Source organism: Streptomyces sp. NBC_00996 (genome assembly GCF_045162675.1).
Taxonomy (GTDB): domain Bacteria; phylum Actinomycetota; class Actinomycetes; order Streptomycetales; family Streptomycetaceae; genus Streptomyces.
The window spans coordinates 6,880,441-6,903,152 of sequence record NZ_CP108723.1; the positions used below are offsets into that span (position 1 = coordinate 6,880,441).

General features: G+C 70.4%; 21 protein-coding genes. 13 read left to right on the forward strand and 8 right to left on the reverse strand.

What is annotated here, in order from left to right; genetic code table 11:
• Nucleotides 1–350: 350 nt before the first annotated feature.
• A complete protein-coding gene (locus OG390_RS32355; RefSeq protein ID WP_406172914.1) occupies nt 351–1,295 on the forward strand; it encodes a hypothetical protein in 945 nt (314 codons plus the stop codon).
• A 13-nt stretch (nt 1,296–1,308) separates the two neighbouring features.
• Here the strand turns inward: OG390_RS32355 and OG390_RS32360 are convergent, their stop codons facing one another.
• The 3 genes from OG390_RS32360 to OG390_RS32370 all read right to left on the reverse strand — a co-directional run bounded on the left by OG390_RS32360 (nt 1,309) and on the right by OG390_RS32370 (nt 3,693).
• The gene (locus OG390_RS32360) at nt 1,309–2,550 is read right to left on the reverse strand and encodes a DUF4241 domain-containing protein (protein ID WP_406172915.1); all 1,242 of its coding nucleotides are present in this window, start codon (nt 2,548–2,550) and stop codon (nt 1,309–1,311) included.
• Between the two features lie 49 nt (nt 2,551–2,599).
• Nucleotides 2,600–3,169 carry an SMI1/KNR4 family protein gene (locus tag OG390_RS32365; RefSeq protein WP_406172916.1) on the reverse strand — a complete coding sequence of 190 codons (570 nt, stop codon included), beginning with the start codon at nt 3,167–3,169 and terminating at the stop codon, nt 2,600–2,602.
• A 302-nt stretch (nt 3,170–3,471) separates the two neighbouring features.
• Complete coding sequence (locus OG390_RS32370) at nt 3,472–3,693, reverse strand: hypothetical protein (protein WP_406172917.1); 222 nt, start codon at nt 3,691–3,693, stop codon at nt 3,472–3,474.
• 49 nt (nt 3,694–3,742) lie between these two features.
• On the opposite strand from OG390_RS32370, the gene OG390_RS32375 reads away from it, so the two are divergent.
• The 6 genes from OG390_RS32375 to OG390_RS32400 all read left to right on the forward strand — a co-directional run bounded on the left by OG390_RS32375 (nt 3,743) and on the right by OG390_RS32400 (nt 8,881).
• Nucleotides 3,743–4,324 (forward strand): L,D-transpeptidase family protein, encoded by a 582-nt coding sequence (locus OG390_RS32375; RefSeq protein ID WP_406172918.1) that lies wholly within the window; start codon nt 3,743–3,745, stop codon nt 4,322–4,324.
• Nucleotides 4,325–4,594: 270 nt separating this feature from the next.
• A complete protein-coding gene (locus tag OG390_RS32380) occupies nt 4,595–5,032 on the forward strand; it encodes a hypothetical protein (RefSeq protein ID WP_406172919.1) in 438 nt (145 codons plus the stop codon).
• A gap of 165 nt (nt 5,033–5,197) precedes the next feature.
• Nucleotides 5,198–5,815, forward strand: coding sequence for an RNA polymerase sigma factor (locus OG390_RS32385; protein ID WP_399076858.1), 618 nt, complete (start codon nt 5,198–5,200; stop codon nt 5,813–5,815).
• A 216-nt stretch (nt 5,816–6,031) separates the two neighbouring features.
• Nucleotides 6,032–6,691: a hypothetical protein gene (locus OG390_RS32390; protein ID WP_406172920.1), complete on the forward strand. Its 660-nt coding sequence runs from the start codon at nt 6,032–6,034 to the stop codon at nt 6,689–6,691.
• Between the two features lie 460 nt (nt 6,692–7,151).
• Nucleotides 7,152–7,814 carry an RNA polymerase sigma factor gene (locus OG390_RS32395; protein WP_399076854.1) on the forward strand — a complete coding sequence of 221 codons (663 nt, stop codon included), beginning with the start codon at nt 7,152–7,154 and terminating at the stop codon, nt 7,812–7,814.
• Nucleotides 7,814–8,881, forward strand: coding sequence for a hypothetical protein (locus OG390_RS32400; protein ID WP_406172921.1), 1,068 nt, complete (start codon nt 7,814–7,816; stop codon nt 8,879–8,881). The genes OG390_RS32395 and OG390_RS32400 overlap by 1 nt, the downstream gene beginning before the upstream one ends.
• A gap of 813 nt (nt 8,882–9,694) precedes the next feature.
• On the opposite strand, the gene OG390_RS32405 is transcribed toward OG390_RS32400, so the two are convergent.
• Nucleotides 9,695–10,510, reverse strand: a complete 816-nt coding sequence (locus OG390_RS32405; protein WP_406172922.1) for a L,D-transpeptidase family protein — start codon at nt 10,508–10,510, stop codon at nt 9,695–9,697.
• Nucleotides 10,511–10,759: 249 nt separating this feature from the next.
• Between OG390_RS32405 and OG390_RS32410 the strand changes: the two genes are divergently transcribed.
• The 3 genes from OG390_RS32410 to leuE all read left to right on the forward strand — a co-directional run bounded on the left by OG390_RS32410 (nt 10,760) and on the right by leuE (nt 13,754).
• On the forward strand, nt 10,760–12,340 hold the full coding sequence (locus tag OG390_RS32410) for a methylmalonyl-CoA mutase (protein WP_406172923.1): 1,581 nt from the start codon (nt 10,760–10,762) through the stop codon (nt 12,338–12,340).
• Between the two features lie 119 nt (nt 12,341–12,459).
• The gene (locus tag OG390_RS32415; protein ID WP_406172924.1) at nt 12,460–13,029 is read left to right on the forward strand and encodes a Uma2 family endonuclease; all 570 of its coding nucleotides are present in this window, start codon (nt 12,460–12,462) and stop codon (nt 13,027–13,029) included.
• Between the two features lie 74 nt (nt 13,030–13,103).
• Nucleotides 13,104–13,754 carry a leucine efflux protein LeuE gene (gene leuE / locus OG390_RS32420; protein WP_406172925.1) on the forward strand — a complete coding sequence of 217 codons (651 nt, stop codon included), beginning with the start codon at nt 13,104–13,106 and terminating at the stop codon, nt 13,752–13,754.
• Here the strand turns inward: leuE and OG390_RS32425 are convergent.
• Nucleotides 13,751–15,211 carry an FAD-dependent oxidoreductase gene (locus OG390_RS32425; RefSeq protein ID WP_406172926.1) on the reverse strand — a complete coding sequence of 487 codons (1,461 nt, stop codon included), beginning with the start codon at nt 15,209–15,211 and terminating at the stop codon, nt 13,751–13,753. The two genes, leuE and OG390_RS32425, sit on opposite strands and share 4 nt — an antisense overlap.
• Nucleotides 15,212–15,279: 68 nt before the next feature.
• Here OG390_RS32425 and OG390_RS32430 point away from each other — a divergent pair, with 68 nt between their 5' ends.
• A complete protein-coding gene (locus OG390_RS32430) occupies nt 15,280–15,930 on the forward strand; it encodes a TetR/AcrR family transcriptional regulator C-terminal domain-containing protein (protein ID WP_406172927.1) in 651 nt (216 codons plus the stop codon).
• A 374-nt stretch (nt 15,931–16,304) separates the two neighbouring features.
• Here the strand turns inward: OG390_RS32430 and OG390_RS32435 are convergent, their stop codons facing one another.
• Genes OG390_RS32435 through OG390_RS32445 form a run of 3 tightly spaced genes read right to left on the reverse strand, consistent with a single transcriptional unit; the run spans nt 16,305 to nt 19,803 of the window.
• A complete protein-coding gene (locus OG390_RS32435) occupies nt 16,305–17,495 on the reverse strand; it encodes an acyltransferase family protein (protein ID WP_406172928.1) in 1,191 nt (396 codons plus the stop codon).
• On the reverse strand, nt 17,492–18,826 hold the full coding sequence (locus tag OG390_RS32440) for an alpha-2,8-polysialyltransferase family protein (RefSeq protein ID WP_406172929.1): 1,335 nt from the start codon (nt 18,824–18,826) through the stop codon (nt 17,492–17,494). The genes OG390_RS32435 and OG390_RS32440 overlap by 4 nt, the downstream gene beginning before the upstream one ends.
• A complete protein-coding gene (locus OG390_RS32445; RefSeq protein ID WP_406177971.1) occupies nt 18,823–19,803 on the reverse strand; it encodes a glycosyltransferase family 2 protein in 981 nt (326 codons plus the stop codon). The genes OG390_RS32440 and OG390_RS32445 overlap by 4 nt, the downstream gene beginning before the upstream one ends.
• Nucleotides 19,804–20,001: 198 nt before the next feature.
• Between OG390_RS32445 and OG390_RS32450 the strand changes: the two genes are divergently transcribed.
• Nucleotides 20,002–21,333, forward strand: a complete 1,332-nt coding sequence (locus OG390_RS32450; protein WP_406172930.1) for a DUF6716 putative glycosyltransferase — start codon at nt 20,002–20,004, stop codon at nt 21,331–21,333.
• Nucleotides 21,334–21,407: 74 nt separating this feature from the next.
• Nucleotides 21,408–22,706 carry a cytidylyltransferase domain-containing protein gene (locus OG390_RS32455; RefSeq protein WP_406172931.1) on the forward strand — a complete coding sequence of 433 codons (1,299 nt, stop codon included), beginning with the start codon at nt 21,408–21,410 and terminating at the stop codon, nt 22,704–22,706.
• The last annotated feature ends 6 nt before the right edge of the window (nt 22,707–22,712 follow it).

Genomic DNA, 22,712 nt, shown 5'->3' on the forward strand with positions numbered 1-22,712 from the left:
CGGGTTGGAGAATGGACGAGGTGGAGGGCGACGAGGTTGGCGCGTACATCACGCTCAGGGTCTCGCGGGACGGCGGTCGGACCTGGGGGCCGCGGACCGTCTATCAGCCCGGGCGCGAGGCGCCGCCGATCGAATCGGCCGGCCGTTTCCCGCCGTGTGAGTGCCCGAGGTGCGCTCACATGAAGTGACCGTGCGTGTACGGAAGTTGATGTACGGTGAGCGCGACAGCTCGCCTTGTTTGCCGCGTCGTACGGGAAGTCGGGACGTCGTACGGGAAATGAGGCGGCCCTCGTTGCCGGGTGCAACCAGCTTCGAGGGCCTTCATCACCAGTGGAAGAAGCCACCGGAAAATGCTTCGTCATGCTATCGCGCCTGCCCGTTTCTTCACGCAGGTCTCGAACGACATCATCCGCCATCCCCGCCTGTCCTCCGACGCCGTACGGCTGCTGGCCTGGCAGTTGTCGCTGCCGGAAGGTGCCGACGAGGCATTGTCGCGAACCGCGGCGCGCGCCGGGATCGGGAAGTGCGCCTTCCTGCGTGCCAAGCGGGAGTTGATCGTGGAGGGGTACTTCCACGAGTGGCGGGAGCAGGGGGTGCGGGGGCTGTGGTCCACCGTGCAGCTCGTGTCGAATGTGCCGCTCAGCGGGGAGGAAGCGGCGGCGTCAAGGGCCTCGGCGCAGGTGGCCGCACCGGGCTCGGTTCCGACGGACGGGTCTCCGGCCGTCGGTGAGCCGACCGGTCGGGCTGTCGGTCGTCATCCAGAACCCCCCGTTCCGGAGAACACCTCCCACCATCCGGCACCCACGGCCACGGCCACCTCCGAGCAGCAGGCCACCGCCCGCCAACTCATCGAGTCACTGGGCGACTTGGACGCGAGGCTTCACGTACCCCGCGGCATACTGCCGGAACTCGCCGCGCTGGCCGCGGAGTGGCTGGCGTGCGGGCACACGGTGGCGGACGTGCGGGAGCAGGTGCGGCGCTGTCTGCCCGGGCAGGGGCAGTTCATCCACCGGCCCGGCGGGCTGGTGCGCTATGTGCTCCGGGAGATCCCACCCGTAGTCACTCCCGTCGCCGCCGCGCCTGCGCCGACGCCCCGAGTCGCGCAGATGCGGGAGTGCGAGGGGGACCACGTCCAGGCGCTCCTGTTCCGCCCCGTGGCGGACGAGGTGCTGTGCCGAGGCTGCCGCCGTGCACAGGCGGCGGATGCATGGGGCTCTCCGGCGGTCGCGTCCGTGGCGGCGGCCGTGCGTGGCGCGGCGGCCGTGCGTGCTGTGCTTCGGCCGCTCCAGCATTGAATCCCTGGTCCGGTCAGTCGTTCAGCAGTTCCTGGTGGCCCAGGATCAGCATGTCGGCGATCAAGCACGTGACCTCGCCGTCCGCGTCGCGCCCGATCCACACCGGGTAGGTGCCGTCGCCCAGGCCGCTGGGGTAGGCGATGAGGCTGCCGCCGGACTCCGGGTCGTCGCGGACGAGGATGCCGTCGGGGCCGGGGTTCTGGGCGAGCGTGTTCTCGCGGCCGGTGAGCCGGGGGGCCGCCGCGGCGTCCACGAAGCAGCCGGTGCCGCTGTCCACGCCGAAGCCGTAGAACTCGCCGTCCCGCAGGGTGCGCGGGTCCTCGCCGGGACGCAGGGCCAGCTCCCATGTCACCGTGGACTTTTCGGAGATGAGGACACGTGTCGCGGTGTACTCCTCGATGTGGACCGGCGTGTCCTCGTACGCGCTCGTGTAGGCGGCGGTCGCGATCTCTGCACGGTAGTCGCCGGGTGGTAAGGCGACCGTGAAGGGCTTGCCGGGAGTGATCCAGTCCGGGTCGCAGGCGATCACCTGGCCTGTCGGGAGGCGCAACACCCCGGCGTCGATGACGCGTTGGACGACGTACCGGCCCGCTTCGCCGTCGTACGGCGGGGAGAAACGCGTGCCGAGCGTGAACACACCGTCGAGGTGGCGGGGGCGGAGGGGAGCGGGCGGCCGCCAGTTCGCGACGGCGAAGGCCGTGGCGAGGGGCGTCGGATTCGTCTCCGGTGCTTCCCGCAAGTCGTCCGGGAACTGCCCGTCGGTCACGAGAGCGACCGTCCACCCCCAGGCACCGAACTCGGGTGCCGGTACCCAGCGCTGTTCGTCCGGCATGCCGGCCATGGTGTGCCGGGAGCCGCCTCCGCTTCCCCGCGGTTCGGACACCTTGCGGCCGCGACCGTCCGGGTAGAGGTCGACCCGGACCCGTCCCGCCTGCTCCGCGAACTCCGGCATGTCCTCGCTGTCGTAGCGCCATTGCCCGAGGTGGCGCAGGAAGAGACGCTTGGGCTCCAGGCGGCGCATGTCCACTTCGCGGGTGCGTCGGCCCCGGTCGTCGTACGCCCAGACGCCGAAGTAGCCGTGCGCCCAGGCGATGTGCAGTACGGCGACGGGCTGCGGGCGCCCCTCCTCGCGCAGCACGACGGCGTACTGCTCGCCGGCGGCGTCCCGGGTCATGGCCCGCTGTCTGCTCATCGGGCCGAGAACCGTCCGGGACGCGGCGTCCCAGTCCTCCCCGTACGTCACATCGATGATCACGTCCTTCCCAGCGTGCCGATGCCCGGAACAGTTACACGCGGCGTGACGCTCAGCACGGGGTGATCTCGGGCGTGAGCGGAGGCAACGCCCACGGATCCAAGGTGCCGTCCAGCCACTCGGTCAGGAACTGGACGGCGCCGCCCGTGTAATGCCACCAGCCGCCGTTGCGGGAGGCGACGGTGACCGGCCAGTCGTCGGGGGTCGCGCCGGTCGTGGTCCACAGGAGCATGTCCCCCTCGTTCGACTCGGCCCAGGGGAGCAGGCCACCGGGGGCGGGGTGCGGGCGCAGGCCGATGGACATGTCCGAATCCCACCAGGCCTGGACGATTTCGAGGGAGCTGCGGATGCCGCGCAGTCGGTGGTGCTCCTCGTCCGGCTCGGGAAGGCCGACGAGCAGGAAGTCGCCGAGGGCGAAGGTGGGGTAGAGGGCGGCGAGCAATTTCAGGTCCGCGGGAAGCGCCGTGCCCAGCCCGCCCTCCAGCGACGCCCAGTCGAGTGTGGCGGGCTCGGGGCGGCGGAGGCCGACGAGTCCGGGGACCGCCCGTTCCAGCGCACGCAGGGACTCGGCGGGGTCCGTGATCCGGCGGCCCGGCGTCTGGGTGCCTATGAGGTCGTCCATGGCGGACAGCATGCCCGGGGGGTGTGACAGCGGCCGATCGGTGGATCGATGAACCCAGAGGGTGATTCATTCGGAGAGATGGCAATAGGTCCGTTAGGTTCTCAGGCTCGCATCTCGTCGTAAGCCTGCTATATAACCGGGCCGATTCCGCCGAGTACTCGTCGGCCATGCCCATTTCCCCCTCGCCCGAAGGGTCATTTCGTGCTGCCCTCATCCCATATGCGCAAGCTCTCCACTGTTGCCGTGGCCGCGGCAACCGCCGGTGTGATGGTCATGGCGTCCGCTTGCGGTCACCAAGGTGGTCAGGACGATCGCGGGGAGGATGCGTCCGGCTCCGAGACCGTGCAGGCGGGCGGGGCCGGCTCGTCCGCCGCGCCGAGCCGCTCGGCCAGTGCCTCCGAGTCCCCGTCCGCCTCCGCCTCCGCGTCTGCCACCAAGTCCCCGAAGCCCTCCACCAGTGCATCGGCCTCGTCGGCGGGCGCCTCCCGTGCCACAGCGGGCAGCGGCGGTACGGGCACCGGCACCGGCTCAGGGACAGGGACGACCGGTGCAGCCGCCGCCCCGAACTTCCCCGTGCCGGTCAGCCCCGGAGACTCGACCCAGCTGATCACCGTCAAGTCGAACGGCTCGTACGCGACCGTGACCACCTGGGCCAAGGGCTCCTCCGGCTGGAAGGCAGTCCTCTCCGACGGTGCCGCGCGGGTCGGTTCCAACGGCGTCGTCGACGGGGCCACGAGGAAGCAGGGCACGTACACCACGCCCACCGGGACCTACACGATCACCGAGGGCTTCGGGGTCGAGGCGGGCGGGACGAGCATGCCGTACACGCGGGTCAACTCCAGCCACTGGTGGGTGGAGGACCCGCAGTCGAAGTACTACAACTCGATGCACACGGCGGAGGGCGCCGACTTCCCGCTCACCGAAACCGGCGACCGGGGCAGCGAACACCTCGTCAACTACCCGACCCAGTACGCCAAGGCGCTCGTCATCAACTTCAACCGCTGGCCGGCGACGCCCGGTCGCGGTGCCGGGATCTTCCTGCACGTCAACGGGCAGGGAGCGACGGCCGGTTGTGTCTCCGTGCCGCGCGCGACGATGGACCGGATCATGGCCTGGATCAAGCCGGGCGGGCATCCGCGCATCGCCATCGGCTGATCGCCGGGATGACCGGGTCACGGTCCGGCCGGCACGGCCGAGACGGTTCCGGAGCCCTCGGCGGCGCGTGAAGCACCGTCAGACGCCCAAGTGAAGCGAATAGTTGTACGAAGCCGAGAGCCTCGCCCCATGACGTTCGTCACGCACGCCGCATGTGATGTTCGGCGCCCTCGTCCCGCTGGGTCTGGTGGACCGGGGCGTGGCCGCGCCCCGGATGTGTGCCCCGGGAGTACGGGGTCATGTGGACATGGGGACGGGGTGCGGGGAGTCATGGAGGAGCGGACGCCGGCCGAGGTGTGGATGCGGCGGCACGCGGCGCAGTTCGTGCGGCAGATCACGGCGCGGAACCGGCTGCCGCTGGACTACTCCGTGAACAGCCTGCGGGTCGTCGACTTCATCGTCGACGGGGTGCGGAAGGGAAAGTCCGAGCGAGCCGCCGTACAGCACGTGCTGTTCGGGCTCGGTGCCTACACCGGTGAAGTGCTCGTGCGGCGCGCCGGGGCGCAGTGGGTCCAGTTCGACGCCGACCAGCGGGAGTTGTTCGGCCAGCCAGTCGGCGTACGGATGTCGGACGGACGTGTGTGGAATCCGCTCGGCAAGGTCGTGAAACGTTTCGAGGCCGGGGAGCAGGAGTCCGTACGGATGCTGTACCTGCAACTGCACGGGCGGGCGGCCCGGGCGGTGCCCTGCGGCCGGCGGTCCGCCTGAGCCGCACGTGGTGATCGGGCCGGACCCGGGGCTTGCTTCGGGTGAGACGTCTGACTCGCTGTGACATTTCTGTGCGGCCTGGCGCTGATGACCATGGGGGTGTCGACGCGACCGGCCGTGTCGGCAGTGGGAATTCGGGCGAACTCGGTACGAACGAGGACAGTGTTGGGCCAGGGAGGGGAATCCCGCCGCGTGCAGGCGTACGACCGGGAACTGGGCGTGGCCGTCGCGCGGGCGCAGGAGGGCGACGAGGCCGCCTTCGCGGTCGCGTACCGGATCGTGCAGCCCGGACTGCTCGGGTATCTGCGGGGAATCGTCGGCGACGACGCGGAGGACGTGGCGTCCGACGCGTGGCTGGAGATCGCGCGGGATCTGGGACGGTTCCGCGGGGACGGCGCCGGGTTCCGCGGCTGGACCGCGACCATCGCCCGGCACCGGGCGCTGGACCATCTGCGGCGGCTGAAGGTACGGCCCCGGGGGACCGCGATCGAACAGGACCTGCTGGAGCTGCCCGGCAGGCACAGCACGCACGACGAGGCGATGGAGACCCTCTCCACGGAGTACGCCCTGGAGCTGGTCTCGCGGCTGCCGCGCGACCAGGCCGAGGCCGTGCTGCTGCGGGTCGTGGTCGGTCTCGACGGGCCCGCGGCGGCACGGGTGCTGGGCAAGCGGCCGGGCGCGGTGCGCACCGCCGCCCACCGCGGCCTGAAGCGGCTCGCGCGGCAGCTCGGCGCCCAAGGTGTGACGGATGAGCGACCCCGGACGCTGGGGGAGTCGGGATGAACGGCAAGAAGTCACCGAACGGCAGGACGCCGTCGGGCAGAGAGGGAAATGGAACCGGACATGGGTGAACGACACAGCGACGGCGGATCCTCCGACCGTCGGGTCGCGCATCCGACGCGTCACTTGAATGAAGAGCCCGGCCGGAGGGTTCCGCGGACGCCGGATTCACAGACCTCGGCTCCTCAGGCGCCCGCTTCGGACGTACCCGCTCTGGAAATGCTGCTCGCCGCCGCCATGCGCGGCCGTGCGAACGACGCCGAGGCGGAGGCGCAGGCCGTCGCCGCCTTCCGCGCCGCGCGGGACGAGGGTGCGCACGCCGCGCGTACCCGGCGGCGGGACGACTGGCGGCCGCGCGAGCAGCGACGGGTGAGTCGCTCCCTGAAGGCCACGTTCGCCGTGCTGCTGGCGAGTCTGACGCTGGGCGGGGTCGCCGTCGCGGCCATCGGTTCGTCGTCGGACGACGACACGGACGATCGGAGCAGGACCGAGCCGTCGAGCAGCGCCCCGGACCGGTCTGCCCCCGAGTCCACCGGGCCCGACTTTTCCGGTTCCTCCGCCCCTGGCACCTCCGCGCAGGCCGGCCCTTCCGCCCACCCCTCCCAGGCTCAGGACACCGAGGCCCACTGCCGGGCGTACGAATCGGTCAAGGGCCGGGGCAACGCCCTGAACTCGACGGCCTGGCAGCGGCTGATCACCGCCGCGGGCGGCGAGGAGAACGTCGCGGCGTACTGCGCCGAGCAGTTGAGTGAGGACACCGAGCTCCCGAACGGGAAAACGAAGAAGGCGGACAGCACGCCGAGCCCGGCCGCCACGTCCGCGGCCACCCCGGCGTCGTCACCGACGCCCAAGCCGACGAGGTCCAAGGGCAGGCCGTAGAGCCAAGGGCCGCCGGCCGTAGAGCCACAGGCCGGATCCGGGAGAGTCGCGCCGGAGGGCTCCTTCGGCGCGGCCACGCGCGCCCTCCGCCCTCGCCGATGGCAACGGCCGAGGCCGCCACCCCCCACAGGAGAGGCCCCGGCCGTCGCGCGGCACGGGCCGCGCGGCGGCCCGTACTCTCTACAGCGCCGCGGCTGCGTTTTGTGTCACACCTCGCTCCGTCACGAGATAGTTGCATGCTGTACGAACATGGACGGGGAGCGGTTTCACGCCGTAACGTGCCAATCGCGCCGCGGCGCGGACCAGGGACGGACCGACGAAGGACCCACGACCGCAACCATCAATTGAGCAACCACGATGGCGATCCACCACGTCCGCGAGAGCGGCGCCGGTTGGGGCGCAAAGAGGTGCGGACGCGGTCCGCGAGAGCGGCGCCGGTCGAGGCGCAAAGAGGGGCGCGGTGCTGGGGGACGACGCGGAGCTGACCGCCGCGGTGCTTGCGGCACAGGACGGGAACGAGACCGCGTTCCGGACTGTGTACCGCGCGGTGCACCCACGGCTGCTCGGATACGTACGGACGCTGGTCGGTGACCCGGACGCGGAGGACGTCACGTCCGAGGCCTGGCTGCAGATCGCCCGGGACCTGGAGCGGTTCAGCGGGGACGCGGACCGGTTCCGCGGCTGGGCGGCCCGGATCGCCCGCAACCGCGCCCTGGACCACATACGGATGCGCGGGCGGCGCCCCGCGATCGGCGGCGACGAGACGGAACTGACCGGGAAGGCCGCCGAGTCGGACACCGCGGGCGAGGCCATCGAGGCGCTCGCCACCGACAGCACCCTCTCGCTCATCGCCCAGCTCCCGCAGGACCAGGCGGAGGCCGTCGTGCTGCGCGTCGTGGTCGGCCTCGACGCCAAGACCGCCGCCGAGACCCTCGGCAAGCGCCCCGGCGCCGTCCGCACGGCGGCGCACCGCGGCCTGAAGCGGCTCGCGGAGCTGCTCGGCGGGGATCCGGAATCCGCCGGCGCGCTCGACGCCGTTCCCCCACAAAGAGGCTCGCGCACACGCGCGGTAACGTCGGCGGGTGTGACGCATCTGCGTTCGCGGACGCAGAAGGACATGTGATGGCCGACGAGCAGTACAGATGGCTGGACCGCGATGCCGCGGAGCGTTTGCTGCGCGGAGAGCCGCTGGAAGCCGTCGACGCCGACACCCGCGAGCAGGCGGACCGACTCGCCGACGCGCTCGGCGCGCTCGGCGCCGGACCCGCGCTGAGCAGCGCCGAACTCCCGGGCGAGGCAGCAGCGTTGGCCGCGTTCCGCAAGGCGCGCACGGGCCGGGAGAACGAGCCCGCCCAGCTCGGCCGCCGTGGCCTCGCGCACCCCGCGGCCCATGCTTCCGACGCCGGTCTGGTACGTCTCGGACGTGTCGCCGGGAGCCGGCGTCGGGCCCGTTGGGGACGCCCCACCCGCTTCGGACTCGCCGCGGCGCTGGCCGCCGGGATGCTCAGCGGGGTCGCCGTCGCGGCCGGAACCGGAGTGCTGCCGACTCCGTTCAGTAATGAGCGTCCCGGCCCTGCCGCCTCGGTCACGGCTGCCGTGACACCGGATCGGCCGCTCGTCTCGCCGTCCCCCGGGGCTTCGGGGAACGGCGGCTCCCAGGCACCGACGCCCGATGGCACCACGCGTGGGCCGTCCGGCGAGGATTCCCCGAACGACGATGCGGCCGGTGGCGCCGCCAGCGGGCAGCCGCGCTCGGACAGCACCGGTAAGTCCGGCCGCACCCACGATTGGTGGCGCCGTACCCGCTCGTCCTGCCGGGATGTCCTCGACGGCAAGGATCTGGACGCGGGCCGCAGGCGCGCCCTGGAGGACGTCGCGGGCGGCAGCGGCCGGGTGTGGACGTACTGCCGCGGCCTTCTGGACCGGCTGGACGGCAGCTCCGCGGGCCAGTACGGCGACGGCGACGACAAGGGCACGGACCATGGCGACCACGGGGATCAGGGCGACCAGGGCGGTGACGACGACGGCAACCACATACTGCCGGGCGGCAACGACCACCAGGACAACGGCGGCATCCTCACCCCGTCGCCCTCGGCCCCGGCCCTGAGCCCGCTGCTGCCGAGGAAGACCATCACGACCCCGGCGCCGTCCCCGACGTACAGCCTGCTGGGTCCTCTCGCCGGCGACTGAGTCGTGAGCTCTCGCCGGCTGCCGAACCGGGGGCTTTCGCCGGCTGCCGAACTGCGAGCTCGCGCAGGTGACCGAGCCGCGAGCCTTCACCGGTGGCTGAGTCGTGAGCTCTCGCCGGCTGCCGAACCGGGGGCTTTCGCCGGCTGCCGAACTGCGAGCTCGCGCAGGTGACCGAGCCGCGAGCCTTCACCGGTGGCTGAGTCGTGAGCTCTTACCGGCTGCCGAACCGGGGGCTTTCGCCGGCTGCCGAACTGCGAGCTCGCGCAGGTGACCGAGCCGCGAGCCTTCACCGGTGGCTGAGTCGTGAGCTCTTACCGGCTGCCGAACCGGGGGCTTTCGCCGGCTGCCGAACTGCGAGCTCGCGCAGGTGACCGAGCCGCGAGCCTTCACCGGTGGCTGAGTCGTGAGCTCTCGTCGGCCGCCGAACGCGGGCTTTCGCCGGCTGCCGAACCGGGGGCTCTCACCGGTCGCCGAACCGCGAACTCTCACCCGTCGCCGAATCGGCGAGCTCTCACCGGCTGTCGAACCGCGAGCTCTCACCGGTCGCCGAACCGCGGGCCTCATCAGCTGCCGAACCGCACGGCACCTCGCTGACCTGCTGTTTCGTAATTCTCTGAAGTTTCTCCGGCTCGGGTGTGACGTTTTCGGCCGCCGTGGCGCAGTAATGGGTGAGCCGACTGGTCATCGGCCGTAGCACGGAGCCGGGGTTCCCCCCGTACCCATGGCTCTGTGCAATGGCGCGGGCGGGACACGTTCCCCCGGTCCCGCCCGCGCCCCACTCTCCTTCTCCGCTCTCCCCGCCGGGCCGGTCGGTCACCAGTAGACGACGACCTTGTCCCCGTTGCGGACCTGCGCGAACAGCGCGGCGATCTTCCCCTCGTCCCGGACGTTGACGCAGCCGTGCGAGGCGCCGTAGTAGCCCCGGGCCGCGAAGTCCGAGGAGTAGTGGACCGCTTGGCCGCCGCTGAAGAACATCGCGTACGGCATGGACGTGTGGTAGATCGTCGACACGTGGTGGCGCGACTTGAAGTAGACGCTGAACACACCCTCGCGGGTCGGCGTGTACTGCGAGCCGAACCGCACCTCCATCGTCGAGACCGTCCTCCCGTCGATCATCCAGCGCAGGGTGCGGCTGGTCTTGCTGACGCACAGCACGCGGCCCGTCATACAGCGCGGGTCCGGCGGCGCGGCCGGCTGCCCGCCGTACGGGTAGAGCTCCCAGGCGGCCGGCTTGTGCGTCATCCTCCGCAGCCGCTCCCAGGTGACGGTGTCGAGTCGGCCGGTGCGCGGCAGGCCCCGTTTGCCCTGGAAGCCCTTCACCGCGTCGACCGTCGGGGCGTCGTACGTCCCCGTCGGCGCGGTGATGAGCCAGGCGACCTGGTGCAGCCGGGCCTGGAGCTCACGGATGTCGGTGCCCTTGTCGCCACGGGACCACAGGACTTTGGGGGCGGGGGCGTCGGGCTTGCCGTCCTCGGGCGTGGAGGTGGACGTGGGCGTGTGCGTCGGTGTGGACGTGGCCGAAGGGCCGGCCGGAGCGTGCGGCGGCGTCTTCCCGTGCGTGTCCACGGCCTGTGCCGTACATCCGCTCACCGCGACGAGAGCCGCGACCGCGGCCAGTGATCTCTTCATACCTTTCGTCATACCTGTCGTACGCATCCGGCCCCCCGTTTCGGCGATGTGTCACCTGAGATGCTCCCCGCGCGTGACCGGTTGCGAACTAGGCGGCATGGTGGAGAGCGAGACCATGCAACAGGTCCGTGAAGCGGTCTGTGAGGAAGGTCCCAGCGTGGGCCACTCCACCGGTCGCACGGCCGCGACTACAGTCCGTCGCGAGGGTCGGGTCCTACTAGTCAGTAGCATCAGCGGGAGGCACAGCACATGGCGCGCGAATCCGAGTCCGGTCTGCCCATCGAACCGGTGTACGGGCCGGAGACGCTGGAGAGCTGGGACCCTGCCGAGAAGCTGGGCGCGCCGGGCTCTTACCCCTTCACCCGTGGCGTGTACCCGTCGATGTACACGGGCCGTCCGTGGACGATGCGGCAGTACGCCGGTTTCGGTACGGCCGTGGAATCGAACGCCCGCTACAAGCAGCTGATCGCCAACGGCACGATGGGTCTCTCGGTCGCCTTCGACCTGCCGACCCAGATGGGCCACGACTCGGACGCCGCCATCGCACACGGTGAGGTCGGCAAGGTGGGCGTGGCGATCGACTCGGTCGAGGACATGCGGATCCTGTTCGGCGGCATCCCGCTGGACAAGGTCTCCACGTCCATGACGATCAACGCGCCCGCGGCGCTGCTCCTGCTGATGTACCAGTTGGTCGGCGAGGAGCAGGGGGTACCGGCCGACCAGCTGACGGGCACGATCCAGAACGACGTGCTCAAGGAGTACATCGCGCGCGGGACGTACATCTTCCCGCCGAAGCCCTCCCTGCGCCTGATCGCGGACATCTTCAAGTACTGCAAGGCCGAGATCCCGAAGTGGAACACGATCTCGATCTCGGGCTACCACATGGCGGAGGCGGGCGCGTCGCCCGCACAGGAGATCGCGTTCACGCTCGCCGACGGCATCGAGTACGTCCGTACGGCGGTCGCGGCCGGTATGGACGTGGACGACTTCGCCCCCCGGCTCTCCTTCTTCTTCGTCGCCCGCACGACGATCCTGGAGGAGGTCGCCAAGTTCCGCGCCGCGCGCCGGATCTGGGCCCGGGTGATGAAGGACGAGTTCGGCGCGAAGAACCCCAAGTCCCTGATGCTGCGCTTCCACACGCAGACGGCGGGCGTGCAGCTGACGGCGCAGCAGCCGGAGGTGAACCTGGTCCGTGTCGCCGTCCAGGGCCTGGCCGCGGTGCTCGGCGGCACGCAGTCGCTGCACACGAACTCCTTCGACGAGGCGATCGCGCTGCCGACCGACAAGTCCGCGCGGCTGGCCCTGCGGACGCAGCAGGTCCTGGCGTACGAGACGGATGTGACGGCGACGGTGGACCCCTTCGCGGGCTCGTACGTCATCGAGAAGATGACCGACGACGTCGAGGCCGCCGCGGTCGAACTGATGCAGAAGGTGGAGGACCTCGGCGGCGCGGTCAACGCCATCGAGCACGGCTTCCAGAAGAACGAGATCGAGCGCAGCGCCTACCGCATCGCCCAGGAGACCGACTCCGGCGAGCGGGTCGTGGTCGGCGTCAACCGCTTCCAGCTCGACGAGGAAGAGCCCTACGAGCCGCTGCGGGTGGATCCCGCGATCGAGGCCCAGCAGGCGGAGCGGCTGGCGAAGTTGCGCGCGGAGCGCGACCAGACGGCGGTGGACGCGGCGCTGGCCGACCTCAAGAAGGCCGCCGAGGGCACGGACAACGTCCTCTACCCGATGAAGGACGCCCTCCGCGCCCGCGCGACGGTCGGCGAGGTGTGCAACGCGCTGCGGGAGATCTGGGGGACTTACGTGCCGTCGGATGCGTTCTGACCTGGGAGATTCCTCCGAATGAGTGATCGGGGGCGGAATCCGTCCGTTCCCGGTTACGCTCGTGAAGAGTGAGCCCCGAAAAGGAGGACGCCATGGCCGTACTGCAGCAGGAGCTGACCGTGGGCGAGCTGACCGTGGGCGAAGCCGCTGACCTGCTTGCCCGTGCACTGCCTGGCCGCCGCGTGGAGATTCTCCAGGGGAGGCTCATCGTGACACCGCCGCCGGACGGTTCGCACGCGCTGTCATTGACTTGGTTGGTCGAGGTAATCGGCGGAGCCGGGGCTAGGAAGGCAGGACTCAGGTATGTCCAAGGCATCGGTTTGTGGTTGCCCACCCTGCCCGATGACTTCGCGGTCCCGGACTTCTCGGTGGTGGACGAGGACTTCCGAGATGCTCTCGTCAAAAAGAACTGCTACGCCCCGAACGTCTTCCGGTTGATTGTCGAAGTAACGTCGTCGAACTGGTCCGACGACCTCCACGTCAAGGTCGAGTGCTACGCCCAGGCCGGCATCCCCGCCTACCTCATCGCCGACCGCAAGCACGACGAGGTCCTCCTCTGCACCGACCCGGTCGACGGCAAGTACCCCGATCCTCGGCGCTTCAAGCGAGGCCAGACCGTCCCCGTCCCCGAATCCGTCGGAGTCACCCTCGAACTCGCCGTCGACACCCTCCTCGACGGCGACGACTGACTCGCCCGCCCGACCCGTCCCACCCTCCGAAACCCGGAACCGGAGTGCCGTACCCCCGTGCGACACTCCTTTCCATGTTCGGCGTCATCGATCTCCCCACCTACCTCGCAGGTCTGGTGCTCATCGTCCTGCTCCCCGGCCCCAACTCCCTGTACGTCCTCTCCGTGGCCGCCCGGCGCGGAGTGCGGGCCGGTTACACCGCCGCGGCGGGCGTCTGGTGCGGCGACACCGTGCTGATGACGCTGTCGGCGGCGGGTGTCGCCTCTCTGCTGCAGGCGAACGCCGTGCTGTTCGGGATCGTGAAGTACGCGGGGGCCGGATATCTGAGCTGGCTGGCGGTCGGGATGCTGCGGGCTGCCTGGGGGATGTGGCGGACGCGGCGGGAGAAGACCGTCCGCGAGGACGCCGCCCCCGCTGCCACCGATGAGCGGCCGTACCGGCGGGCGTTCGTCGTCAGCCTGTTCAACCCGAAGGCGATCCTGTTCTTCGTCGCCTTCTTCGTGCAGTTCGTGGACCCGGGGTACGCCTACCCCGCCCTCTCCTTCGTCGTCCTCGGCGCCTTCGCCCAGCTGGCGAGCTTCCTCTACCTCACCGCGCTGATATTCAGCGGTACGAAGCTGGCGGCGGCCTTCCGCCGGCGCAAGCGGCTCTCCGCGGGCGCCACGACCGCCGCCGGCGCCCTCTTCCTCGGCTTCGCCGTGAAGCTCACGCTGGCCAGCGCCTAGGAGAGACCCACGAGGGTGGCGTACTCCGCCAGCCCCTGCAACGTAGCGCCCGCCCAGCCGACGTAACCGTCGGGCCGGACGAGGAAGACCCCGGCCCCGTACGCCTCGTAGGAGGCGATCCGCACCGTGTCGACGGCGGGGAGCGGCAGCAGCGTCGTGTCCGTGGCGACCGTCACCAGCGTCCAGTGCGGGCCCCGGAACGCGTCGAAGAGGCGGACGCCGTCGCGGACGCCGTCCGGGGCGCGGTCGCCCGCCTGCAGGGCGTCGTCGGGCAGGCCCGCGCGGGTCTCCACCGCGAGCGAGCGGCCCCGGTAGCCGAGCCCGAGTTGCCGCGTGGCCGCGCCGCGCCGGACCTCGCCGCGGTGCACCCGGGTGGACAGGCCGAGCATGCCGGCGGCGACGGGCAGCCGCTCCTCCTCGTAGGAGTCGAGCAGGGACTCGGCGGCCCCGTCGCGCAGCACCGCTCCGAGCTTCCAGCCCAGGTTGTAGGCATCCTGGACGCTGGTGTTGAGGCCCTGGCCGCCCGCGGGGGAGTGGACGTGCGCGGCGTCCCCGGCGAGGAACACCCGCCCGGCGCGGAAGCGGTCCGCCATCGCGGCGCGCGGCCGGAAGTCCGAGGCCCAGCGCACCTCGGTCACGTCGTCGGGAGACAGGTGCGAGCGGGCGTCGACGACCTTGCGGATGCCGTCGAGGGAGAGGTCGACGTCCGTGCCCTCCGGGAACTGCGCCACGACCTGGAAGTCCTCCGTCCCCGCCAGCGGGCAGATCGCGAGGAACCCGTCGTCGTCCCCGCGCGGCGGGAAGACATGCCAGTTGTCGCGGTCGAGCCCGGTGATCCGGACGTCCGCCACCAGCATGGGCTTCGGGTCCACGGTCTCCCCGGCCATGCCGATCCCGAGCGCGCGGCGCACCGCCGAACGGCCGCCGTCGGCGGCGACGGCGTAGCGGGCGCGGACAGGGCCGCCGGAGGCGAACTCCACCGTCACGCCGTCCTCGTCCTGCGTGAGACCGGTGACCTCCCGTCCGAAGGCGACTTTTCCGCCCAGCTCCGCCAGCCGCTCGAACAGGATCTCCTGCGTGCGCCACTGCGGCACCATCCACGGCTCGGCGTACGGCGAATCGCCGCTCGCCTCGGCAGGGTCGAACATCTGGTGCTCGCCCACCCGCTTGCCGTTCTGCCAGGTCATTCCGACCGGGTACGTGCCGCCCGCCGCGCGGATCGCGTCCAGTACGCCGAGGTCGTCGAAGACCTCCATCGTGCGGGGCTGGATCCCCTTGCCGCGCGACCCGGGGAACAGTCCCTCGGCCCGCTCCACGACGAGTGCGTCCACCCCGCGCCGGGCCAGGTCGACGGCGAGGGCGAGTCCGGTGGGGCCGGCGCCGACGACGAGTACGTCCGTGGTGCCGATTCCGTCGGTGCCGATGATTGCGTCCGTGTTCACGACAGTCTCGTTCACGGCAGCCTCCTTAACGCTGTTAAGTTCGATGCCCGGAGCATGCCCTTAACGCCGTTAAACTGTCAAGCGTGGTTACCCAGAGATCCCCCAAGCTGGACAAGAAACAGGTCGTCGAGACCGCCCTGCGCCTGCTGAACGAGGTCGGTCTCGACGGCCTCACGCTCCGGGCGATCGCCAAGGAGCTGAACGTGCAGGCGCCCGCGCTCTACTGGCACTTCAAGAACAAGCAGGAGCTGCTGGACGAGATGGCGACGGAGATGTACCGCCGGATGGTGGAGGAAGCCCCGCCCGCCCCCGACGCCACCTGGCAACAGCGCCTCCTGACGGCCAACCGCGCACTGCGCGCCGCGCTGCTGAGCTACCGCGACGGCGCGAAGGTCTTCAGCGGCTCCCGTTTCACCGGCACCCTGCACGCCGTCGAGATGGAGCGGACCTTGCGCCTCTTGACGGACGCCGGCTTCACCCTCGCCCAGGCGGTCCGCGCGACGACGACCGCCTACCTGTACACCCTCGGCTTCGTCACCGAGGAACAGGGCGTCCAGCCCCTGCCGGGCGAGCGCCGCGAGGGCTACGACGTCGATGAACGCGCCGGCCGGATGGCCGACTTCCCCCTGTCGGCCGCGGCGGGCCCGGAGATCTTCGAGGACTACGAACGGCACTTCGAAGACGGGCTGGCGCTGGTGATCGCGGGGATCGAGGCGCGGTACGGGGTCAGTTGACCGAAGAGTCCTGGTGGCGGTGGCGGTGGCGGTAGCGGTGGCGGTGGCGGTTTGCGGTGCCGCCGGAGTCGGCGGTGGAACAAGGCAATGAACCCAGATCGATGCCGGGTGCGATGTGCGAATTGGATTGGTGGAATTTAGCCGTCCGGAGTCGGCATGAGCCGGCATTCGGGATTCTCAGGAGCCTTGGCTGGCATGTCGTACCTGTGTTCTCCGACGCCCTGCGCCGCGACCGGGCTCGCTGCACGGGCCGCCATGCGCTTTTCCGGACCGCTCCACGGCAAGTGGCCTGACGAGCCGCCACGGACTCCAGAAGGTAGTGAGGAGAGGCGCGGGTGCCTGCGCCGCGCTGTGGAGCGCGACGCAGGCACCGTCTAGCCCTGGCGGCTCGGGAGGGGCCTACGGTTCAGCTCCGCGCGCAGCCGTGGCGTCAGCCACTTCTCCACGTACCGGTTCAGCAGCCAGGCCACCAGCAGCATCGTGGCGACCGTCAGCAGGAACGTGCCGTACGACGGGATGTGCAACGTCTGGTGGTAGGCCTTGATGACGACCCAGCCCAGGTGTTCGTGGACCAGGTAGAAGGGGTACGTCAGGGCGCCGGCGACGCTCAGCCAGCGCCAGTTCGCCCAGTTCAGCCAGCCGAGTGCGATGGCGGCCACCGCCACATAGCCGAGCGTGACGACCAGCATGATGCCGAACGACGAGCGGTAGGAGAAGAAGTCCGGGTTCGGGGCGTGCCACAGCTTCACCACGGCGTAGTGCTGGCCGATCAGCCAGCTGACCCCGACGATGCCCCAGGCGTAGGCGTCGCGCCGGTCGCGGTGGATCAGGTAGAGGCCGACGCCGCCGATGAAGTACGACGCGTACTCCGGCATCAGGACGATGTTCAGCAGGGGCTCGTTCGCGGCCTGCGCGAACGCGGCCGCCAGCGTCCAGCCCGCGCAGAAGAGGATCACCCGCTGCCGGTTGGCGCCCGGCAGGACGATGCACAGGGCGAAGAGGGCGTAGAAGCGGACCTCGGCCCACAGCGTCCAGCAGACGCCCAGCACCCGGTCCACACCCAGGGGTTGCTGGAGCATCGTCAGGTTCACCAGGGCGTCGCTCGGCGAGACCGCCTTGTACGCGACCACGGGCAGCGCGAACACAGCCGTCACGATGATGATCGCCGCCCAGTACGCGGGAAGCAGACGGGAGGCGCGGGAAGCGAAGAACGACCGCAGAGGCCGGCCCCAGCCGCTCATGCAGATCACGAAACCGCTGATCACGAAGAAGACCTGGACGCCCAGACAGCCGTACGCGAAGTACGAGTGGAGCATGGGGAACTGGTGCTTCGCGGAACTGCCCCACGCCTGCGCGACCTCGCCGTCGCGGCCGCCGTAGTGGTACGCGGCTACCATCAGCGCGGCGATGAGCCGCAGTCCGTCGAGCGCACGCAGGCGTGGCGCGTGCGCCCGGGGCAGTATCCGGGGCGGGACTCCGTCCGCACCGGTTTCCGGCGCGGACTTCGGGAGCGTGGTGTCCGCCGGAGCGGACGTGGAGGCCGACGCCGCGGCGGAGGCGGTCATCCGAGCGTCGCCCGCTTCAACGACCGGGCGCGGCGCGCCACGCGGCGTACCGTCGCGTTGCGTGGAATGAAGGCGAGCTGCGAGGGGACCGCGCCGGGCAGCGCCAGGGAAGTGAGCCGTCGGCGCTTGAAGTACCGCCAGGTGTACTGGTTCAGATGGCGCGTCAGATAGTCCTCGGCGGCCTTGCGCAGGTCCGGGTAGATCTTCGGCTGCATGGCGAATCCAACGGCGCGTACGAGTCCGGTCAGGGCCGTGACGTCCAGACCGCGCCGCTGCTCGGTGACCGCCGCCTTGTCGGACAGCTCGGGCAACAGGGTGTCCACGATCGTGACGGGGATGCGGTTGCTGTTCTCGTACGGCGTGAGGCGGTCGAGCAGCGACTCGGTGCCGATGCGGGCGACCGGCAGGCCGTACAGCGCGGACGCCGTGAGCAGTGCGGTGGAGAAGCAGCCGACGACCAGGGCGGGGCGCATCCGCTGGTAGAGCACCTCGGCGAGGACCGGGGTGTCAAGGACGGTGAGGTCGGCACCTAGCCTCTCGGCCTCCTTCTCCAGCAGCCGCGACCAGCGGGCCGGGGCCGACGGGTGCGGCTTGAACACCACACGGGTGTGACCGAGTGCGAGGGCGCCCTTCAGCATCCGTACGTGGAGGTTCTCCTCCTCCTCGGCGGTGAGGATGTCCAGCGCGGAGAGGTACTGGCCGAGCAGCAGCGCCGGTTCGTCGATCGACGGCAACGCGTCACCGGTGTCGACGAGTTCGGCGAGGACCTTCACGAAGGCGTCCGTGGGCACGATCTCCGGCTCGACGTCGAACTCCGTGAGGAGCAGCGGCTTGAGGCCGGGGACCAGGTCCAGGTGGAGCAGCCGGTCCACCCGGGTGCCGACCAGCGGGTCGATCTTGTTGCGGGTGGGGCCGTAGCTCATCAGACCGTCGGCGTACACGGTGACGGGCGCGCCGGTGAAGATCTGCGCGATGCCGAGCGCCGGGTTCACCTGGATCGACTCGACGGCCAGCTCGATGTCGTCGTCGCCGAGGTTCCAGGCGAGCCGCAGATGCCGCTCCCACAGGGGGACGTCGTCGAGCCGCGGGGCCCAACCGCCGGGGTGGAAGGGGGAGATGGTCTCGTTCCAGGAGATCACGTCGTCGAAGCGGCCGCGCAGCCGCTCGAAGCCGGGCATCTCGTCCACGCCGGGCGTCGTCTCGGGTGTCGCCGCGTTGTTGGAGGCGAGCAGGATGCGCCGGTCGGCCGGCGCGAAACACTCGGTGTCCAGGGCAGCGGCGAGCGTGGCCGTGCCGTACAGCGTGGACGCCATGAAGATCTGGGTGGTCACGCGGCCACCCCCGCGGCCGGAGCGGGACGGCGGCGCAGCCGGCGCAGGCGCGTGGCGCGCTGGACATCCATCGAGTCGAGGGCGTCGTCGAGCACGTCCTGCGGCATGCGCCGCAGGGCGACTGCGCTCATCGACTTGAGTTTCCGTGCCACCGCTGGCTCGAACCTTTCGATGGATCCCAGGTGATGGGAAATAATCGCGCAATACGTGCGCACGGCTTTGGGCAGGAGTTTTTCCGCGTCACGGTCCGTGGCGGTTTCGGCCACCACCTGGTCGAACGCGCGAATGAAATCGAGCTGACGCACATCACCGATCTGGGTGAGAGAGGAGGCTACGCCACGCCGGTAGAACACGCCGAGCAGCCCCACCGTGGCGAAGGATTCCGCCTCCCGGTGCAGCTTCCAGATCCACGGCCGGTCCTCGGCCGTACGCAGCCCGTCGGTGAAGTGGAGCAGGCCGCGGTCGACCAGCCGGCGGTGGTAGATGCCCGCCCAGGCGTAGGCGTAGTCGACGGAGGTGGACCGGTCGGCGGGCAGGATCGCGTCGCGCGGATGCATCACCACTCCCCGCCGGCCGTGCGGAACGCGGTGGATGGTGCGGGCTCGGGCGGTGCACTGGACATGGTCCGTACGGACGAAGTCGCAGCCCAAGTCCTCGATGGAGGCGAGGAGCTGCTCGTAATAGCCGGGGGCGAGCCAGTCGTCCCCGTCGAGGAACGTGAGGTAGTCGCCGCGCGCCTTGTCGATCCCGGTGTTGCGTGCGGTGGCCAGTCCTCCGTTCTTCTCGTGTCTGACATACACCGCGCCCGGGAGCTCGCGCTCCGCGCGCGCGAGAATGTCCGGTGTCTCGTCGCGCGAGCAGTCGTCGACGAGAATGAATTCGAAGTCTGCGCGAGCGTTCGCACGCAGGCTCTTCAGGGTGTCGGGCGCATATTGCTGCACGTTGTAGAACGGCACGATGACGGAGAGCTTGACCACCCACGTGACGTTAGGCGGCGGCCCGGCATTCGTCTTGACCGGCGGCTTGATGTCAGGTGAACGGCGCGTGGCGAAGCTGTGAACCAGGCTTTTTTGCCGTGCGTAACCGGCCCGATTCGCCATTCGTCGATGTGCTGTTAACCCTTTGTTGCATTCAGGTTGGGCCGCAACTCGAAATGGCTTCCTAGCGTCTTGGGCGTGCCAGCAAGTACCACGAAGTCCCTGCGGGTCGCCGTCCTCGCGGATTCCGATACTCGGTGGAAATGGGGTTCGCTCACCGCGAACCGTATTTCTCCTGCCGAATCGGACATCCGCCTCGACGGATTCCTCCTGCGCGGCCGTGCCACTCCCACCGCCCGCCAGCTCGAAGAAGTCGGCGTCCGCGCGGATTCCCTCCGCGAGGTCACCGCTGTCGAATTCCTGCGCGAGATGGCGAAGGAGCAGTACGACGTACTGGTCCTCGCCCTCGTCGGCGGCGCCGTCCAGGCGATGCTGCACGGCCTGGCACACGCCTGGGAGGGGCGCGAGAAGCGGCCCGTGATCGTCACCGGCTATGTCGGTGTCGTCTACGAGAAGCTCGCCGACGGTCTGCTGCTACGGCATGGTGCGGACCTCGTCCTCGCCAACTCCCGTCAGGACGCGGACAGTTTCCGGGCCGTGTACGAAGGAGTCGGCGCCGACGCCTCGTCGGTGACCGAGGTCGCACTGCCCTTCCTGGGCGGCACGGCGTACCCCGCCGGGGGGCACGACCCGTACACGGTCGTGTTCGCCGCCCAGCCCTCCGTACCGGAGAGCCGCAAGGACCGTACGTACCTGCTGAACCGGCTGATCCAGCACGCACGGCTGCACCCGGACCGCGAGGTCCTGCTGAAGCTGCGCTCCAAGCCGGGCGAGCACACCACGCACATCGAGGAGCTGCCCTACCAGAAGCTGGTGCAGAAGGCGGACCCGCCGGCCAACTTCCGCCTGGTCTACGGGCACATGGGCGAGGTCCTCGACCGCACCGACCTGCTGGTCACCGTCAGCTCCACGGCGGCCCTGGAGTCCCTGCACCGCCGGATCCCCACCGTCGTCCTGAGCGATCTCGGGGTGCGCGAGGCGCTCGGCAACCACCATTTCGTGGGCTCGGGCTGCCTCGCCTCCTGGGACCAGCTCGACGCCGGACACCGGCCGTCGCCCGACGCGGCGTGGGTGGCCCGGCAGGGCGTCGCCGTTGGGGGTACCCCCTCTGGGGGAGGGTCCTACGAGAGGGCCTTCGACGTGGCCCGGTTCCGCATCACGGAGCTGCTGGAAGCGGACAGGCTCCCGGCCCTCGCCCCCTACTACACGCCCGTCACCGCGCCCGGCTATCTGCCCGGCATCCTCGCCCGCCACCACCTCGGCCCGGACGGCAGCCCGCTGCCCGGCGCGCCCGCGGCGGACAAGGAGCCGAGCCCCGTACGGCAGATCGTGCGCAGGGCGGCCCGCGGCGCCTACCGCCACGGCGTCCAGCGGGTGGCTCCGGTGATCCGGCGGATGGGCGAGCTGTGAGCGACGCAGCCCAGAGCCCTGGGACCCCTCGCCCCCCACGCCTTTCTCGCCTCCCTCGTCAAGGAGAACAGCGCATGACCAACTCCGAAGCGGGCCAAGCGGCGCCAGTGCGCCGCGTGCTCGCGGTGATCCCCGCGCGCGGCGGCTCCAAGGGCGTGCCCGCGAAGAACCTCCTCCCGGTCGGCGGTGTGCCGCTGGTGGCCCGCGCGGTGCGCGAGTGCCGCGCGACCCGGCTCGTCACGGACGTCGTGGTCTCCACGGACGACCAGGCGATCGCCTCCGCGGCCCGTGAGGCCGGCGCCGAGGTCGTGCTGCGCCCCGCCGCCATCGCCGGCGACACCGCCACCTCCGAGGCGGCCGTCCTGCACGCCATGGACGCCCACGAGACGCTGCACGGCGCGGCGGTCGACGTGGTCCTCCTCGTCCAGTGCACCAGCCCGTTCATCGTCCGCGAGGACATCGACGGCGTCGCCGCGGCGGTCGTCGAGAACGGCGCGGACACGGCCCTGACAGTGGCCCCGTTCCACGGCTTCATCTGGCGGGACGCGGCGGACGACCCCCAGGTCGTCGAGACCACCCGCACGGGTGCGGTCGGCGGCGCCACCAAGGTCGCCAACTCCACGACCACGGAGGGCGGTTACGGCGTCAACCACGACAAGTCCTTCCGTCCGCGCCGTCAGGACCGGCCCCAGGACCTCCTGGAGACCGGCGCCGCGTACGCCATGGACGCGGCGGGCCTGCGCGAGCACCAGCACCGCTTTTTCGGGCGTACGGAACTGGTGCGCACCGACCCGGCCCGCGTGCTGGAGATCGACGACCCGCACGACCTCGCCCGGGCAAGGGCGTTGGCGCCCCTGTTCGATGCCTCACGTCCGGGCGCCCTTCCGACCGCCGACGACATCGACGCGGTCGTCCTCGACTTCGACGGCACCCAGACCGACGACAGGGTGCTGATCGACTCCGACGGACGGGAGTTCGTCTCCGTGCACCGCGGGGACGGCCTCGGTATCGCCGCCCTCCGCAAGAGCGGTCTGACGATGCTGATCCTGTCCACGGAAAAGAACCCGGTAGTCGCCGCCAGAGCCCGGAAGCTGCAGATCCCGGTCCTCCACGGCATCGACCGGAAAGACCTCGCACTGAAGCAGTGGTGCGAGGAGCAGGGCATCGCGCCTGAGCGCGTGCTCTACGTCGGCAACGACGTCAACGACCTCCCGTGCTTCGCCCTCGTGGGCTGGCCCGTGGCGGTCGCGAGCGCCCACGACGTCGTGCGCGGCGCCGCACGCGCGGTCACCACCGTCCCCGGCGGCGACGGCGCGATCCGAGAGATCGCCAGCTGGATCCTCGGCCCTTCTCTCGACTCCCTCGACAGTTAAGGAACT

Excerpts from the sequence above, each read along its gene's own strand:
- OG390_RS32355 (WP_406172914.1), top strand. The coding sequence starts at position 351 with ATGCTTCGTCATGCTATCGCGCCTGCCCGTTTCTTCACGCAGGTCTCG.
- OG390_RS32365 (WP_406172916.1), bottom strand. The coding sequence starts at position 3,169 with ATGGACGACCTCATAGGCACCCAGACGCCGGGCCGCCGGATCACGGAC.
- OG390_RS32380 (WP_406172919.1), top strand. The coding sequence starts at position 4,595 with ATGGAGGAGCGGACGCCGGCCGAGGTGTGGATGCGGCGGCACGCGGCG.
- OG390_RS32390 (WP_406172920.1), top strand. The coding sequence starts at position 6,032 with ATGCTGCTCGCCGCCGCCATGCGCGGCCGTGCGAACGACGCCGAGGCG.
- OG390_RS32400 (WP_406172921.1), top strand. The coding sequence starts at position 7,814 with ATGGCCGACGAGCAGTACAGATGGCTGGACCGCGATGCCGCGGAGCGT.
- OG390_RS32405 (WP_406172922.1), bottom strand. The coding sequence starts at position 10,510 with ATGAAGAGATCACTGGCCGCGGTCGCGGCTCTCGTCGCGGTGAGCGGA.
- OG390_RS32410 (WP_406172923.1), top strand. The coding sequence starts at position 10,760 with ATGGCGCGCGAATCCGAGTCCGGTCTGCCCATCGAACCGGTGTACGGG.
- leuE (WP_406172925.1), top strand. The coding sequence starts at position 13,104 with ATGTTCGGCGTCATCGATCTCCCCACCTACCTCGCAGGTCTGGTGCTC.
- OG390_RS32435 (WP_406172928.1), bottom strand. The coding sequence starts at position 17,495 with ATGACCGCCTCCGCCGCGGCGTCGGCCTCCACGTCCGCTCCGGCGGAC.
- OG390_RS32455 (WP_406172931.1), top strand. The coding sequence starts at position 21,408 with ATGACCAACTCCGAAGCGGGCCAAGCGGCGCCAGTGCGCCGCGTGCTC.